At 72.3% G+C, this 15,267-nt stretch carries 14 protein-coding genes; all 14 read right to left on the bottom strand.

Features of this window, described 5'->3' with window-relative positions:
- Nucleotides 1–5: 5 nt before the first annotated feature.
- Nucleotides 6–644, bottom strand: a complete 639-nt coding sequence (locus D9753_RS22540) for a LysE family translocator (protein ID WP_121788632.1) — start codon at nucleotides 642–644, stop codon at nucleotides 6–8.
- Nucleotides 641–1,924, bottom strand: a complete 1,284-nt coding sequence (locus D9753_RS22535; protein ID WP_121788631.1) for an ATP-grasp domain-containing protein — start codon at nucleotides 1,922–1,924, stop codon at nucleotides 641–643. The genes D9753_RS22540 and D9753_RS22535 overlap by 4 nt, the downstream gene beginning before the upstream one ends.
- Nucleotides 1,911–2,909 (bottom strand): alpha/beta hydrolase, encoded by a 999-nt coding sequence (locus D9753_RS22530; protein WP_240468245.1) that lies wholly within the window; start codon nucleotides 2,907–2,909, stop codon nucleotides 1,911–1,913. Before D9753_RS22530 ends, D9753_RS22535 begins: the two co-directional genes overlap by 14 nt.
- A 26-nt stretch (nucleotides 2,910–2,935) precedes the next feature.
- Complete coding sequence (locus D9753_RS22525) at nucleotides 2,936–4,231, bottom strand: MFS transporter (RefSeq protein ID WP_121788630.1); 1,296 nt, start codon at nucleotides 4,229–4,231, stop codon at nucleotides 2,936–2,938.
- Entirely contained in the window at nucleotides 4,231–5,478 is a 1,248-nt protein-coding gene (locus D9753_RS22520) for an ATP-grasp domain-containing protein (protein ID WP_121788629.1), read from the bottom strand. Before D9753_RS22520 ends, D9753_RS22525 begins: the two co-directional genes overlap by 1 nt.
- Before the next feature lie 132 nt (nucleotides 5,479–5,610).
- On the bottom strand, nucleotides 5,611–5,979 hold the full coding sequence (locus D9753_RS22515) for a Rieske 2Fe-2S domain-containing protein (protein ID WP_205614233.1): 369 nt from the start codon (nucleotides 5,977–5,979) through the stop codon (nucleotides 5,611–5,613).
- A complete protein-coding gene (locus D9753_RS22510; RefSeq protein ID WP_121788627.1) occupies nucleotides 5,976–7,394 on the bottom strand; it encodes an iron-containing redox enzyme family protein in 1,419 nt (472 codons plus the stop codon). The genes D9753_RS22515 and D9753_RS22510 overlap by 4 nt, the downstream gene beginning before the upstream one ends.
- Nucleotides 7,395–7,464: 70 nt before the next feature.
- The gene (locus D9753_RS22505; RefSeq protein ID WP_240468244.1) at nucleotides 7,465–8,550 is read right to left on the bottom strand and encodes a 50S ribosomal protein L11 methyltransferase; all 1,086 of its coding nucleotides are present in this window, start codon (nucleotides 8,548–8,550) and stop codon (nucleotides 7,465–7,467) included.
- Nucleotides 8,551–8,810: 260 nt separating this feature from the next.
- The gene (locus D9753_RS22500; RefSeq protein WP_121788625.1) at nucleotides 8,811–9,587 is read right to left on the bottom strand and encodes a 2OG-Fe(II) oxygenase; all 777 of its coding nucleotides are present in this window, start codon (nucleotides 9,585–9,587) and stop codon (nucleotides 8,811–8,813) included.
- A 90-nt stretch (nucleotides 9,588–9,677) separates the two neighbouring features.
- Nucleotides 9,678–10,295 carry a methylated-DNA--[protein]-cysteine S-methyltransferase gene (locus D9753_RS22495; protein ID WP_121788624.1) on the bottom strand — a complete coding sequence of 206 codons (618 nt, stop codon included), beginning with the start codon at nucleotides 10,293–10,295 and terminating at the stop codon, nucleotides 9,678–9,680.
- A 42-nt stretch (nucleotides 10,296–10,337) separates the two neighbouring features.
- A complete protein-coding gene (locus D9753_RS22490) occupies nucleotides 10,338–11,138 on the bottom strand; it encodes an MGMT family protein (RefSeq protein WP_121788623.1) in 801 nt (266 codons plus the stop codon).
- On the bottom strand, nucleotides 11,135–11,728 hold the full coding sequence (locus D9753_RS22485) for an RNA polymerase sigma factor (protein ID WP_121788622.1): 594 nt from the start codon (nucleotides 11,726–11,728) through the stop codon (nucleotides 11,135–11,137). Before D9753_RS22485 ends, D9753_RS22490 begins: the two co-directional genes overlap by 4 nt.
- Nucleotides 11,729–11,795: 67 nt before the next feature.
- Nucleotides 11,796–13,403, bottom strand: a complete 1,608-nt coding sequence (locus D9753_RS22480; RefSeq protein WP_121788621.1) for a beta-N-acetylhexosaminidase — start codon at nucleotides 13,401–13,403, stop codon at nucleotides 11,796–11,798.
- A 209-nt stretch (nucleotides 13,404–13,612) separates the two neighbouring features.
- The gene (locus D9753_RS22475) at nucleotides 13,613–15,178 is read right to left on the bottom strand and encodes a purple acid phosphatase family protein (RefSeq protein WP_205614232.1); all 1,566 of its coding nucleotides are present in this window, start codon (nucleotides 15,176–15,178) and stop codon (nucleotides 13,613–13,615) included.
- Nucleotides 15,179–15,267: the final 89 nt, after the last annotated feature.

The raw sequence follows: 15,267 nt of genomic DNA, 5'->3' as shown, positions 1-15,267 counted from the left end.
GGCGCTCATCCGCCGAGGGCCAGGCGCACCGCGAACACGCCGAAGACGGCGGCGGTGAGCCCGTTGGTCAGGCGCTGGGCGGACGCGGAGTTCAGGTGCCGGGCCAGCCGGTGCACCAGTCTCATCCAGGTCAGCAGCCATCCGAGCACCAGGACGAGGTAGCAGCAGGCCAGGACCACCACCCCGGCGGTCGGGTTCATCCCGGCCGGCACGAACTGCGGCAGGAACGCCATCAGGAAGATGCCGACCTTGGGGTTGGAGCCGGTGCACAGCAGTCCCAGGGCGAAGGCCCGGCGCCTGCCGTGCGGGGGCCCGTCCGGCTCCGCCCGCTCCTCGGGGCCGGGAGCCACGGGCTCGGGCGGACGCAGGGCGGCGCGCAGGGCCCGGTAGGCCCAGACGAGCAGGACGGCGGCACCCGCCCAGCGGAAGGCGGTGAACAGGTCCGGGCGTGCGGCGAGCAGCGCGGCCAGGCCCAGGGCGCCCAGGGCCGCCTGTGCGGCCCCCGCCGCGATCATCCCGAACGCGGCCGGCGCCGCCGTACGCGGGGAGCCGGCCAGCACCAGGCGGGTGATCAGGGCCAGGTCGGGACCCGGCGCCATGATCACCACCAGTGAACTCGTCAGGAACGCGAGCGCGTTGATCACGGCTCTCCGATGACCAGCCGCTGTTCCAGGGCGCGGACGGCCCGATAGTCCCGCTGGAGCTGTTCCTCGTCCGGGTGGGCGAGGATCACGAACCCGAAGTTGAGGCTGTCGACGAGGTCCCGGGTGACGGGCACGTGGTCCCCGTCGGACAGGTTCTGCACCGAGAAGTGGTGGCTCGGCAGTGTCCGGATCTCGTCCAGGACGGCGGTGTTGCGTACCTCCCCGGAGCGGCGGGCCATGTGGAAGACGCATAGCTGGTGGGTCAGCAGCTCGTAGCTCTGCGGCAGTTCGCCCCCGGTCAGCCAGCGCACCGTGCGGTCGATCTGGCTGTCGCCGGTGGCGTTGCGGTTGAACCGCGGCTGGCCGCCGCCGTGCGGGCGGGCGCCCAGCTCGATGAGGACGGGCCCGTCGGCGGTGCCCATCACCTCGACGTGGGCGGAGCCGAAGCGGACGCCCACCGCGTCCAGCACGCCGAAGACGTACTCGGCCAGGACCGCGACGGCGGGCTCGTCCGGCGGCAGCCACCGCATGGTGTCGTAGACGGCCATGTGCGGGCCGTTGTCGACCTTGCCGTAGGCGCAGACGTCGACGAGGGAGTGCTTGCCGTCGTGGCTGAAGGTGTCCACCACGTACTCGGTGCCGGTGACGAACTTCTGCACGAGCAGCCGGTCGTCGACCTCGCCGAACTGGTTGACCCGGCCGATCTGCCGCTCGAACACGGCCCGCCAGTCCGTGCCGCCCTGCACCTTGACGACGCCGTCCGTGCTGGCGCTCTTCGGTGGCTTGATGACGAGGTCGGCGCCGGACAGGCCCTCGCGTTCCAGCCAGGCCGCCGCCTCCTCGACGTCGGAGGTGCATAGCTGCGGGATGACCGGCAGCCCGGCCGCCCGTACGGCGTCGGCCATGCGGCTCTTGTCCCGGCGGGCCTCGGCCAGCTCGGGCACGTTGCTCAGTCCGGGCAGCACCCGGGGGGCGAGCCGCTCGGCCAGTTCCACGCCGGACTCGCAGCCGGCGATGACGCAGCGCGGCTCCAGCGCCCGCACCCGCCGTACGACGTCGTCCAGGTTGTCCAGGGCAGCGTCGTGGACGATGACGTCGGGGAAGTCCTGCGGCCGGTAGGAGGAGGCGAACGCCTCCGGCGGGTGCGGGCTGCTCACCACCGCCGCGACCGGGACGCCCTGGGCGCGCAGGGCCTCCGTGAAGAGGGCTCCCGAGGAGTAGGGGTCGACGATGACGCAGGGGCCGTGCCCCGGCTCGGTGAGCGGGTCAGTGCCGGCCATCGGCGCTCTCCTTCGCCGCCAGGGCGGAGACGGCGGTGCAGTAGCGGGCGAAGAAGTCGGCCGCGGGCTCGCTGACCCGCCGGGCGCGCACCGGGGCGTGCACCATGCCCTCCTCCCGCACAAAGGTCACGGGCGTGCCGTTCTCCTTGAGCAGGGCGGTGTACTTCTCCGCGTCCACGCACAGCGAGTCCATCTCGCAGCCGACGACGTAGGCCGGCGGCAGGTCGTGGAACTCGGCGCCCAGCAGCGGCGAGACGTAAGGGTCGGTGGCCTGTTCCGGCTGGGGGCAGTAGCAGGCCGTGTAGAACTCCATCTCGCCGCCGGACAGCAGGGGGGCGTCCTCGCCGCCGTGCCGCCAGCGGGTGAAGTCCAGGACCGGGCTGATGACCGCCTGGCCGCGCAGCCGGGGGCCGCCGCGGTCGCGGGCGATCATCGACAGCACCACGGCCATGTTGGCGCCGGAGCTCTCGCCGCAGATCACCGCGCCGTCCGGGTCGAGGCCGTCCAGCCCGAGTCCGGGCAGGTCGGCGAGGGTCCCACAGAGGCCGGCGTAGCAGTCCTCCAGCGGGCCCGGGAAGGGGTTCTCCGGTGCCATGCCGAAGTCCAGGGCTATGGTCACCAGGCCGGTGCGGTCGGCGAGTTCGGCGACCAGGCTGTGGTGGCTGTGCAGCGAGCCGATGACGAAGCCGCCGCCGCGGATGTAGAAGAGCACGGCGTCGCCGGCACGTTCGGCCGGCTCGTAGATGCGGATGCGGGCGGTGCGGCCCTCGTGGACGACGGTCGCGTCCCGGTGCCGGACACCGTCGGGGACGGGGATGGGGAGTACCTCGGTCAGCGAGTCGTACAGGACGCGCTGCCGGTCGACGGGGTAGGTGTAGAAGTCGGGCGGCAGCGCGCCGTTCACGGTTTCCACGAACTTCTCGATGCCATCGGCGTACGCCATGCGCAGCTCGCTCACTTCCGGGGACTGGGTGCCGGAACCCACGGCACGGAATCAAGGGGTGGGACGGGTCAGGGGGTGTCGGCGGCGACCGGTCCGGTCCGCCCGGCCGGCTCGTCGGCCGGGGCGGTGGCGCCGGGGTCCGCGTCCGCGGACCGTTCGCTCATGCCGAAGAGGACGGCGGCCACGGCGCCCACGGTCAGCAGCCCGGACAGCCACCACACGGAGGCCGACGACGCCTGCCAGGCGGCGACGCCCAGCACGGGGCCGATCGCGTAGCCGATCTGCATGGGGAAGGCGGCGGCTGCGATGTAGCGGCCCCGCAGGTGTTCCGGGGCGACCTTGCCCGGCCAGGCCGAGGCGGTCGGTGTGCCGATCATCTCGCCCGACGTCCACACCACGGTCGCCACCACGTACATGGCCATGCTGGGTCCGGCCACGTACAGGTTCATCCCGACGCCGACCAGGCCGACGCCGAGGGCCACCGCGACCTTGCCGGGCAGGTGCTGCACGTACTTCGTGAACAGCAGCTCCAGGGAGATGACCATGACGGCGTTCAGCGACAGCAGGCTGGAGTAGAACGTCACACCGTGTCCGTCGGCCTTGATCTGGAGCGGCAGCGCGGAGGTGTGCTGGATGTAGACGACGGCGTTGAGGAACAGCGCCAGCAGGAACACCACGTACCGGGTGTCCCGCAGCACGGCGGCGTACGACCGGGTGGGGCCGTCCGCGTCGTGTCCGGCCGGCCGGGCCGCGCCCCCGGAACGCGCCAGGATCAGGGCGAACGCGGCGAAGACCAGTTGGGCCGTCGCCTCCAGGTAGAAGATCAGGTTGTACGAGTGGCTGATGAGCAGCGCGCCGAGCAGCGGGCCGACCGTGGTGCCGAGGTTGAACGCCATCCGGTAGACGGCGAACACCATCACGTGGTGGTCCTCGGGGGTGCGCTCCACCAGCAGCGCCGACGAGGCCGGCCGGTACATCTGCGCCAGGAGACCGATGACCGAGGCCACCGCGATGATCAGGGGCAGGCTGTTCAGGTGGGGCAGGCTCAGCGTGCCGAGTCCGGCGAGCGCCATGGAACCGACGATCGTCCAGGCGTAGCCGATCCGGTCGGACGCCGTGCCGCCCACCAGCACGCCGACCACCGAGCCCACGCCGTAGGCGCCGAGCGCCAGGCCCGCCTCGGTCGCGGAGAAGCCCTTCGCGGTGAGGTAGAGGACCAGGTAGATCTGGAGGAAGTTGCCGAGCCGGTTGACCAGCATGCCGACGAGCACGAGCCAGATGGGGCCCGGGATGCCCCGCAGGGTCTGCACGATCGACGGCCGGCCGGTCTTCCCGGGCTCGGGCTGGGTCTTTCCGGGGCTCATCAGGGGGACTCCTCCACCGGGCGGCCCGTGAGTTCGACGATCTCCGGCGCCCGCAGCAGTGCCGCCCGCGCCTGTTCGACCGAGTCCGCGAGGGTGATGACCCGGGCGTAGCGGGAGATGTAGCCGCGCGGCGGCAGCCGCAGCACGGCTCCCGGGTCGGCCATCACGTCCGCGCTGTGGACGTCGGGCGTGAACCGGTCCTCGTGCACGGTCACCGACTCGATCTCGGTGTCGTGCTCGGGGTACAGGAAGGTGATCGCCGCGGCCCGCCGCCGGGTCGCCGTCGTCTCCGGGCGCCGGCCGGCCGCGACGTCGGCCGCGGCCAGCGCCACGTCGACGCCGGTGGCCAGCTCGCCGAGGAAGGGGATCATGTCGCCGCCGAGGCGGGCGTTGACCTCCATGAGGCGCGGGCCGTTCGCGGTGAGGCGGAACTCGGTGTGGCTGACGCCGGTGTGGAAGCCGAGCGCGGCGTGGCTGGCGCGCAGGGCCTCAAGGAGCTGCGGATCGGTCAGCAGCGGGTCGGCCGCGTCGACCTCGTGGCCGGTCTCCTCGAAGAAGGGCGCGAGCCCCACCTTCTTGCGGGCCACCGCCAGCGGGGTGCCCTCGCCCTCGAAGAAGACGGCGTCGACGCTGATCTCGGGGCCGTCGACGTACTCCTCGACGAGCACCGACACCTCGAAGACGGGAACGCCCGGGTAGGAGGCGCCGGACGCCGCCCGGTAGGCGCTCTCCACGTCAGCGGGCCCGTCGGCCCTGCGCACGCCCATGCCGCCGGCCAGACCGCGGGGCTTGAGGACGACCGGGAAACCGATCTTCTCGGCCGCCTGCCGTGCCTCCTCCAGGGAACGCACGCCGATGGAGGCGGGCTGGGCCACCCCGGCCCGCTCCAGCGCCACCCGGGTGGCGTTCTTGTCCCGGCAGGCGATGACGGTCTCCGGGGAGTTCCCCGGCAGTCCGAGCGCCTGCGCCACGTGGGCCGCCGGGGTGACCAGGCCCTCGTCGTAGCAGAACACGCCGGCCACCTCGTGCTCGGCGGCCACCTGCCGGGCGGCCTCGACGAGGAGTTCGGGACGGGTGTTGTCGACCGAGGTGCTGCCGACGACGTAGGGCTCCTCCCAGGTCACCTGGGCCGGCTGGAGCAGCCAGAGCGCATAGCGCCGGCTCACCGACCGAAGGATGAATTCCCGGCTGCGCCGGGCGCTGCTGCCGATCAGCAGCAGCAACGGCTTGCCACCGTCCGTGCCCATGTTCCGCTCTCCTCGCATGTGGTCTTCCGTGGTCCGGTACGCGCGCCGGGGACCATGCCGGGCCCCCGGCGCGCGCGTACCGGCCGTCTGTAGAACACCGGCCGGCCCCGGGTCGTTGCAGTCGCCGGCAGGTCAGCCGACCGTCACGCGCGAACGCGTGAGCGCGGGTGTCAGCGGCCGGTGCTCCAGGGCCACGCCGCACGCCGCCGGCGCCGCGGGCCAGCCCCGGGCGGGCGGGCGGTCCGGGAAGACCGCGGTGATCCGCTCGCCCACCCGTACTGCCGGGATCTCCCCGCGCATCCGGGCCACGGAGGTCTTGCGCTCGTGCCACGGACACACGAGCCGGACACCGTCCTCGGCGACGTCGGCCAGGTGCAGGGGGCCGCCGCGGTGCGGGCACTGGGCCCGCATCACGAAGCCCCGGCCGCCGACCGTCGCGTAGACGTACGGTGTCCCGGCGACGACGACGCAGTTGTCCCGCCCCGCGGCGGAGAAGGTCACGACAGGCACTTGCGGTAGTCCCCCACCGAGTGGATCTCGTAGACGCACTCGTCGGATTCGATGTTGGCGCCGTGCAGCCGGTTGCGCCGGATGACGACGCCCTCGCCCGCCTCCAGCGTGAGCGACGAACCCAGGCCGGACTCGAAGCGCATGGTGCCGGAGACGATGTGGCACAGCTCGTCGCCGTCGTGGCAGTGGGTGTTGGACAGCTCGCCGCGGGGCTCGACGATGTGCGCCACGGGCGCGTCGACCTTGCCCTGCTTCAGGCCCTCGAAGACCGGGTCGTGCAGCTTCTTCAGCTCGGGCTGGTCGTCCATCCAGGCGATCTGCTGGGAGAAGTCGAAGTCGGAGACGTCCAGGAGCACCCGGTACTCCTCGATGCCCCGCACGATCTCCGGGATGATGCCCTCGCCGTGGGCCTCCACCAGCGGCTTGATGATCTTCTCGCGGGCCATCCGGCCGTGGTGCTGGTCGATGTGGACGTGCTCGGTGAAGTAGGTGGTGTCCACCGAGTCGCCGAAGACGTCGCGCAGCAGTTGGTCGGCGCGGCGGCAGAAGTCGACCAGGGAGCTCTCCGTGTAGTAGAGCGCCCCGACGTAGCGGAAGAACAGCTCGTGGTTCTTGCCCAGGTAGTGGAAGTAGTTGTTCAGCAGCAGGCTGCTGTTGAGGTAGTACTGCCAGTACCGGTGCAGGTCGGACTCGAGGCCGACCGACTCCAGGGTCCGCTCGAACAGGGTGCTGTGCTTGGTGTCGTGGACGCCGTAGCCGTACTCGTCGATGACGACCTTGAACCACTCGGACTGGGCCGGACCGTAGTAGCCGAGGACGTTACGCATCATCGGGGAGGCCTCGGAGAGGAAGTCCGGGGCGAACTGCACCAGCCACATCCGGGCCGCCCGCTGGGGGTCGGAGGATTCGGCGATGGCCTTCTCGGCCGGCGACCGCTCCTGGCCGCCGCTGGTGTCCAGCGAGTCCAGGTAGGCGTCCAGGCTCTCGGCGGTCCAGTTCCCGGACGTCTCCACCTCGTCGTCGAGGAAGCCGAAGGCGTAGCGCTCCAGCGCCGGCCGGATCCGCTCGCCGAGCGCGCGGTTCGCGGGGCTGTAGAACGCCCGGAAGTCCTCCTCCTTGCCCTTGAGGCCGGACTTCGGGAAGAACACGAGGTCGGCCTCGTAGATCGAGGTCAGCAGGCGCTGCACGGCCAGGCTCGAGTAGTCGAGTATGTTCTCCCGGCCCGGTATCTTGTCGTAGTTCAGATGGGGCAGGACCTGCGGCCTGAGCTGCCGGCGGTACGGGTTGTCGTGGTTCAGCCAGTCCAGGTTGTCGTGGTAGATCGGGGCGGTGGCGTACTGCACCACCGCGTCGCGCAGCTCCGTGCCACTCAGCTCGAACGGGACGTGCGCGGGGACGTGACTCATCGCTTGCTCCCTGGTCCTAATCGAATAAGGTCCGGCGGCCGGTGCCGCGCGGGCGCCTGGCGAGGGCGGGTCAGAGGCTCAGGCGGAGGGTGAAGTCGCTCCAGCGGAGCCGGAGGGAGACCGTCTCGCCCGCCTTCGTCGGTACGGGCTTCTCCAGCGGGACCCAGCCCTGCATCCAGTGCGAGCCGGGGTTGTCCGGCGGGTTGGACAGGACGACTCCGTTGCCCATGTCCAGCTCGAACCAGACCACCAGGGCCTGTGCCTCACCGTCGGCGGTGGCGGGCAGCGTCAGGGTGCGTTCGCCGGGCTCCAGGGCGTCGCGCGCCAGGTCGAACTCCAGCACCGGTGCCGCCTCGGACAGGAACCGGTGGGGCCAGGTGTCCAGCCGTACCGGGAAGTGGCCGCGGGTGGCGACCGTGTTCATGAGCGAGACGTCGAAGCCGCCGGCCGTGGTGACCTGGTTCAGCTTCAGCACCGCCTCGCTGCTGACCAGCCTGCCGCGCAGCCGGGCCGCCGACGGCAGCATGATCCCGTCCGGCGCCAGGAGGTGCTCGCGGGCGTGGCGCACCGAGGGCAGCAGGCCCTCACCGATGAGGCCGCAGTCGACGATCTCGGACACGAGGACGTCCACCCGGCCACCGAGGTCGCGCTCGGCGTCCAGTTCGGTGGACGGCTTGCCGAACACCGTGATCACGTCGGACAGGCCGTGCGCGTCGATGACGTTGCGGGCGATCTCGGCCAGCAGCGGGTTCATCTCACAGGTGATCACCTTGCTCGCACCGGCGCGGGCCGCTGCCATGGCGAGCAGTCCGCTGCCGGAGCCGATGTCCAGCACGGTCGCCCCCGCCGGGATGCCCCGCTCCAGGGCGGCGACGAGCCCGTCGTTGCGCTCGATGTCGTTGAGCATGGCGAAATGCCAGCGCGGAACGTTCCTGCGCGCGATCTGGGCGACGATGTCCGCGTCCAGGGACAGGCTCTCCGGGGGCGTGCTCAACAGCGCGGACGCCTGCTCGGCGAGTGCGTTCATCTCCTGCGCGAGCGATTGCAGCAGAGCCGCGCCCAGCCGGTAGGACGAGCCGCTCGACGGCACGGCTCCCGGTTCCGGCCGGACTTCCTGCTCCGCTGGGGTGTCCCGTGCCCCTTGTACGTGCTGCATGTGTGCCACTGCTCCTTACGGTGACTCGCCGGGTTGACAGTGGTACGAGGCAGGTCACGAATCCCTCCTGCCATCGCAACAGCGACCGTACGTAACGGTGTTGTTGCGGTTCTCCAGCGGCACTTGAGCCGGAGCGGCAGTTCCATGAGCGGAATCGGCCGCGCTGACCAGCGGCGTTGCGGAGACTGCCGGTTCACTGGAGCGAGGCGGCAGAACCGGGCCGGTGCAGCGGTCGTACACGGGTTCGCCGCGGCGGCGTCTCAGCGGGCGTCGTGGAAGATCACGCCGAGCACATGCCGCTGTCCGCTGGTGACGGCGCTCACCCCGTGCCGCAGCATCACCCGGCTCCAGCCGCGCGCCGAACGCACCGGGCGGTGGTGCACGGCGAAGATCAGCCCCTGCCCCTGCGCCGGCCGCCGCACGAGGGGCCGGGACTGGGCGCGCGGACGCTGCTCCACGAACACGCTCTCCCCGCCGGTGAAGTCCTCGTCCGGCCGGTCCAGCACCACCGCCACCTGGAGCGGGAACGTGAGGTCGCCGTAGATGTCCTGGTGCAGGCAGTTGTAGCCGCCCTGCCCGTAACGCAGCAGCAGGGGCGTCGGCCGGTGCTGGCCCTCGGCGGCGCAGGCCGCGACGAGGTCCTCGTGCCGGTCGGGGAACTCCGGCTCGCCGAGCCGCGCGGCCCAGGTGTTGGCGATACGTGCCAGGGGCGGATACAGCTCCCGGCGCAGCGCCGACACCGGCTCGGGCAGCGGGCGGGCGAAGTAGCGGTAGGAGCCCTCGCCGAACCGGTGCCTCGCCATCGTCACCGTGCTGCGGAACAGCCCCGGCTCGTCGAACAGGTCCCGCAGCCGGGCGCACTCGTCGGCGGAGAGCAGGGGCGGGGTGAGTGCGACGCCCTCCGCGTCCAGCTCGGCGGCCAGCGCGGGCCAGTCGAGCCGGCGCAGCGCGGGCAGCCCGTCGGCGTCGGGGGCCGGCCGGTCGAGGGCCGCCGGCTCTGCGAGCCCGGGCAGGGGCGGGGTGTCGTAGGCGTTCACGCGCTCAGCTCTCCGGGGACGGAAGGTCGTACGAGGGATACGGGAGGGAAGGTGGGCGCCGGTGACGGGGGATCTCCCGGCGCCCACCGGTCAGGGGGCCGTCAGGCCGTCGGGTGCGCTCAGGCCGGTGGGCAGGGTCACCGGTTCCCGCTGTCCGGCCGGGCCGTCGTGCCAGGACTCCAGGCCGAGCAGGAACTGCTTGGCCGCCAGACCGCCCGCGTACCCGGTCAGGCTGCCCCCGGAACCGACGATCCGGTGGCACGGCTGCAGGACGCAGACCGGGTTCGCGCCGAGCGCCGTGCCGACCGCGCGGGCGGCCCGCGGCCGGTCGATGGCCGCGGCCAGCTCCGCGTACGTCGCGGTGCGCCCGTAGGGCACGAACGCGTCCAGCGCCGACACGGTCAGCCGGCTGAAGGGGGTGGCGAGCCGCAGGTCCACCGGCACGGTGAAGTCTCGGCGGGCGCCGGTGAGATAGGCGTCGAGCTGGGTCCGGGTCTCCGCCAGCACCTCGCGCTGACCCGCGTCCGCGTGCTCCTCATCGACGGTGCCCAGTCCCGCCCTGGTGAGGCGGGCGATGGCGGTCTCGGGGGTGCCGTAGCAGCACAGCACGAGGGCGTCGGCCGTGGCCGCCAGCACGAGCGGCCCCAGCGGCGTGGGGTGGACCGCGACCGCCGCCGTGGTGTCGCCGGGGATGTTACTGGTTCGCACAACAACTCCGTGTGGATCGTGACCGTAGGGTTCGGGTGGCTGTCATACCGCGACCGGCCGGCAGCTCTTGCACGCGCGGTACCCGGCCCGTCCGGCTTCCCGCGCGGTACTGAACGGCACCTGGTGGGGCGGGGTGATGCGGCGGGCGTGGGCGCACGTGGGATGGCAGTAGATACGGGTCGTGTCGCTGCCGAGGAACACCACTCCGCGCCGGTGCAGCTCCGCCACCCGCAGCAGGTCGATGCCCTCCGCGGCGCGCAGCGCGTCCCCCACCTCGGGGAGGTGGCCGGCGTCGCACGGCGTGCCGTTGTCGTACGTCACGCGGTGGCAGGGGACCAGGACCGCGGCCGGGTTGCGGGCCAGCGCGCCGACCACGAGTTCCGGTGCCACCGCGGCCTCCCTGGCGAGCCAGCCGACCGGGCGGAGCTGCCCGGCGGGCACGGCGCGGACCGCCTCCAGCACGGCCCGGTCCGCCGGGCCGAGCGGGGACAGGTCGACGGGCAGCCGCCGGGCGCGGCCTGTCCGCAGCGCGGTGGTCACGCCCGGGAACGGCCTGGCCGACCGTACGGCCGAGCGGTGGGTCCGGGCGCGGTGCAGTTCCTCGAAGCGCGTGGCGGTCAGTCCGCCCGTGTCCAGCGCGGCCCCGGTCACCGCCTGCGGGCTCGCCGCCACGAAGAGACCGCCGACGGCGGTGTCGAGGCGGACATAGGTGTCGTAGATCTCGCGCGGGACGCCGGTGCGCCGCAGCACGCGCACGGCGAAGTCCGCCGGCGGTTCCGTGGCGAGCCCGGCCAGGCCGGACCGGTCCGCGTCGAGGCGCGGCACCTCTCGGTCACTCCTCATGTCGTCACCTCCTCCAGCACGGCTGTCTCCGGCTCCAGCAGCCGGCGCAGACTCTTCAGACCCCGGGACACCTGTGCCTTGGCCGTTCCGACCGCGCACCGCTGCACCTCGGCCACCTCCGTGTAGCTCAGACCCACCACGTGGCGCAGCACCACGGGCGTGCGGTGGTGCTCCGGCAGTTCCAGCAGTGCCGTGACCAGCCGGCGCCGGTCGTCGGCGAGCGCGGCCCGCTCCTCCGGCCCCGGACTGTGGTCGGTCCAAGTGTCGGCGGTGTCCTCGACGGGCAGCCCCGCCAGGGCGGGCCGGCGTGAACAGGTGCGCAGGTGGTTGCGCCACACGTTGGCGGCGATGGTGAGCAGCCAGGCACGCGGCCTGAGGTCCCGCCGGCGCTCGGGGTCGTAGTCCTGTAAGGCCGTGTACGCGCGCAGGAAGGCGTCCTGCCCCAGGTCGTCGGCCTCGGTGGCCGAGCCGCAGACCCGGAGCAGAAACGTGTACACCGCCCTGCCGTGGACCCTGACCAGCTCGGTGAAGCCGTCGTCGAGGTCCGCCGCCAGGAGTTCGGTCAACTGCCGCTCGGCCTTCTCATCCATCACCTAGGGAAACACCGGCACCCGGCGAAGGGTTGCACCCCGCTCCGCGAGGCGTGCCCGCCGCCGGTCATCGCCTCGGCCAGGGCACCTGCGGCGACCTGTAGTAGGTGATGCCGAGGGCGTCCCAGCGCGGGCCCTGGGCGGCCAGCCGCGTGCGGTAGCGGTTCCAGTCGTGGGTGGCCGCCGGTGACCAGCCCAGTTCTGCCGTGCCGGCGAGCCGGGGGAAGGCCATGTACTCGATGTCGGCGGACTTGCGCAGCGTCTCCGACCACAGCGGTGCCTCCACCCCGCGGACGGCCGCCGCGGGCACGCCCGGCAGATAGGCGCCCGGGTTCCAGTCGTAGGCCCGCCTGACCTCCACCAGGCCCGCCCAGTCCGTGCCGAGCCGGGTGCTCCTCGTGTACCTCATGTCGAGGTAGGCGCGGTCGGCCGGGGACAGGATCAGGCCCGTGCCGTTCCGCGCGGCCTTCGCGACCTGCGCCTTCTCCGCCGCGCCGGTGCCGTCCAGACCCCAGTACTGGGCGAGGGCACCACGGGCGGGACGGGCGCCGGTGAGCTGGTGCCAGCCGATGACCTTCTTGCCGTACGCCGCCACCACCGGCTGGACGCGGTCCATGAACGTCACGTAGTCGGCGTGGGGCGTGGAGTGCGCCTCGTCGCCGCCGATGTGCAGATAGCGGCCCGGGGTGAGGGCGGCCAGCTCCCGGACGACGTCGTCCACGAAGTCGTACGTCGCCTGCCGGGCGACGCACAGGGAGCTGAAGCCGACGGCGGTGCCGGTGTACAGCGGGGGTGCCACGCCGTCGCAGTTGAGTTTCGCGTAGGAGGCGAGGGCCGCGTCGGTGTGGCCGGGCATGTCGATCTCGGGCACGACCTCCAGGTACCGGGAGGCCGCGTACCGGACGATCTCCCGGTAGTCGGCCTTGGTGTAGAAGCCGCCCCGGCCGCCGCCTACCTGGGTGGAGCCGCCGTAGGAGGCCAGGCGCGGCCAGGAGTCGACGGCGATGCGCCAGCCCTGGTCGTCGCTGAGGTGCAGATGCAGCTCGTTGACCTTGTACAGGGCCAACTGGTCGATGTACCGCTCGACCTGGGCGACCGTGAAGAAGTGCCGGGCGACGTCCAGCATGGCGCCCCGGTAGGCGTACCGGGGACGGTCCCGCACGGTGCCGCCGGCCACGAGCCAGGGGCCGCTGCGCACGGTCCCGCTCTCGACGGCGGCCGGGAGTAGCTGACGCAGCGTCTGGACGCCGTGGAAGAGCCCGGCCGGGGTGCTCGCGGTGACGGTGACCCCGTCGGCGCCGCTGTGCAGCCGGTACCCCTCGGCTCCGAGGTCCCCGGCGGACAGGTGGAGCCGCACACCGCCGCTGCCGTGGTCGGTGACCGGCAGCGGGTAGCCGGTGGAGGGCCGCAGGACGCCGGCCAGGTAGGCGCCGACGCGGCGGACCCCGGCGGAGTCGTCGACGCGGATGCCGGTCGCACGGGTGATGCGGTACGGGGCACCGCCCGGTACGACCGAGGCGGGTGCCGGGACGACCCGGTCCAGGGGGACGGGGGCCGCGGCCGGTGCGGCGGGGGCGGCGGGGGTCGCGCCGAGGGTGAGGACGCCTGCCGTGAGAAGGAGCAGGGATCCGAGGACGCGGGACGTCCGGGAGGTCGTGGCGTGATTCCGTCTCACATGCACTCCCTTCGAGAGGGGGCCGGCCGTCGGACACGGCCGGATCCACCACTCTCCCGCACAACGACCGGAACGGCCCCCGTGCGGAGGGAGTTGGGGGCGCAGTTCGGCGCCGGACGGGCCGGCGGCCCCCGGACGACCGTGCGGGCCGGGAGGACCGCCCGCCGTTCGCCGGGGCCGCGCCTGCCCGTCCGGGCGCGCCCGGACCGCTACTTCGCCCTGCGGGACACCGTGAAGTGGTCGACGCGGTGACCGGTCTCGGCGATGCCCGACACCGTCAGCGTCGTCTGCCGGCCCTTGGGGGCGGGCGTGACGTCCACGCGCAGGAAGGAGTAGTCGAGGTAACGCACCCGGGACCAGGCGACGGTCTCGCCGACCTTGCCGTCCTTGGTGTTGACGAACGAGGCCACGGAGTCGGTCTCGTGCTCGTGGCCCTCGTAGGAGTCGGGGGCGCTGAAGGCGTACAGGCTGCGGCCCGCCGCGCCGGCGGTGACGTAGACCACGCCCTCGGTCTCGGGGTAGGCGGTGCCGCCGATCGGCAGCTTCTTGGCGACCTTGCCGCCCTTGATGACGTCGGTGCGCTCGTACTGGTGGTTGTGGCCGTTGATGACCAGGTCCACGGTGTACTTCTCGAACAGCGGCACCCACTCCTGGCGCACCCCGCCCTCCGAGGCGTGCGCGGTGGAGGTGCAGTAGGCGCAGTGGTGGAAGAAGACGACGACGAAGTCGACGTCCTTCGCGGCCCGGAACTTCTTCAACTGGCCTTCGAGCCACTTGGTCTGGGTTCCGCCGGAGATGCCCAAGTTCGCCGGGATCTCGAAGGAGATGTCGTTGGCGTCGAGCGATATGACGGCCGTGTTGCCGTACACGAAGGAGTAGACGCCCGGCAGGTTCTTCTTGTCGGGTCCGTTGTCGGGGAGGTTCCAGCGGGCCTCCTCGCCGCCGTAGCCGTTGGGCGAGTACCAGGCCTCCATGTCGTGGTTGCCGTAGGCGGGCATCCACGGGACCTGCTTGGCGACCGACTCGGTCTGGGCGAGGAACTGGTCCCAGGTGCGGGCGTCGAAACCGGTGTCGGTGGTCTTGCCCGCGCCGGACGGGTCGGCGTAGGCGATGTCGCCGGCGTGCAGGTGGAAGGCGGGGTTCTGGCCGAGGAGGAGGGCGTTGTTGGCCAGGCCGTGGTAGCCGACGCCCTCGTCGCCGAAGGCGGTGAAGGTGAACGGCGCCTTGTGGGCGGGGGCGGTGGTGAAGGTGCCCAGGGTGCCCGCCAGGTGCGGCCGGGCCGGGTCGAAGCCCTGGTGGCCGACGCCGTAGTAGTACGTCCGGCCGGGACGCAGGTGGGTGAGCTTCGCGTGCAGGTAGTACTGCGTGTGGTCGCCGCTCGCGCCGACGCCGGCCGGGGTGTACAGGGTGCGGACCTCGGCCTCGATCCTGCGGGAGAGGTCCCAGGGGTGGGCGCCGATGCGGATGAACGGCTTCTTGACGGCGACCGGGACCTGCCAGGAGACGGTGATCTCGGTGCGCGGGTCGTTGCCGTAGGCGAGGTGGCGGCCGAAGGGGGCGACGAGCGCGCCGTCGACCGGGGTGGCGGCCGGGGCGGTGTGCCGCGCGGGCGCCGCCGCCTGCGCGGTGGCGCCGGGCACGAACGCACCGCCCGCGACGGCGCCCAGCGTGACGGCGCCGCCTCTGATCATCGAGCGCCGCGAGAAACGGGCGCGCAGGTACTCGTGCTGCTCGGCCATGCTCATGCGCTCGGCCAGCTTCTCGGGTACGCCCATGCGAGGAATGTCCATGGCGTCTGAAACTCGTCTGTCCGGGCAACGAAGCGCAAGACGCGGGATGGACAGCTCGCGAACAGAGCACCATA

The organism is Streptomyces dangxiongensis, assembly GCF_003675325.1.
Classification (GTDB): domain Bacteria; phylum Actinomycetota; class Actinomycetes; order Streptomycetales; family Streptomycetaceae; genus Streptomyces; species Streptomyces dangxiongensis.
Note: the sequence above shows the minus strand (reverse complement) of the source record. Positions and strands in the feature narration are given on the sequence as shown.

Coding starts and splice junctions, on each gene's coding strand:
- D9753_RS22535 (WP_121788631.1), bottom strand. CDS start 1,924: ATGGCCGGCACTGACCCGCTCACCGAGCCGGGGCACGGCCCCTGCGTC.
- D9753_RS22525 (WP_121788630.1), bottom strand. CDS start 4,231: ATGAGCCCCGGAAAGACCCAGCCCGAGCCCGGGAAGACCGGCCGGCCG.
- D9753_RS22520 (WP_121788629.1), bottom strand. CDS start 5,478: ATGGGCACGGACGGTGGCAAGCCGTTGCTGCTGCTGATCGGCAGCAGC.
- D9753_RS22510 (WP_121788627.1), bottom strand. CDS start 7,394: ATGAGTCACGTCCCCGCGCACGTCCCGTTCGAGCTGAGTGGCACGGAG.
- D9753_RS22505 (WP_240468244.1), bottom strand. CDS start 8,550: ATGCAGCACGTACAAGGGGCACGGGACACCCCAGCGGAGCAGGAAGTC.
- D9753_RS22490 (WP_121788623.1), bottom strand. CDS start 11,138: ATGAGGAGTGACCGAGAGGTGCCGCGCCTCGACGCGGACCGGTCCGGC.
- D9753_RS22485 (WP_121788622.1), bottom strand. CDS start 11,728: ATGGATGAGAAGGCCGAGCGGCAGTTGACCGAACTCCTGGCGGCGGAC.
- D9753_RS22475 (WP_205614232.1), bottom strand. CDS start 15,178: ATGGGCGTACCCGAGAAGCTGGCCGAGCGCATGAGCATGGCCGAGCAG.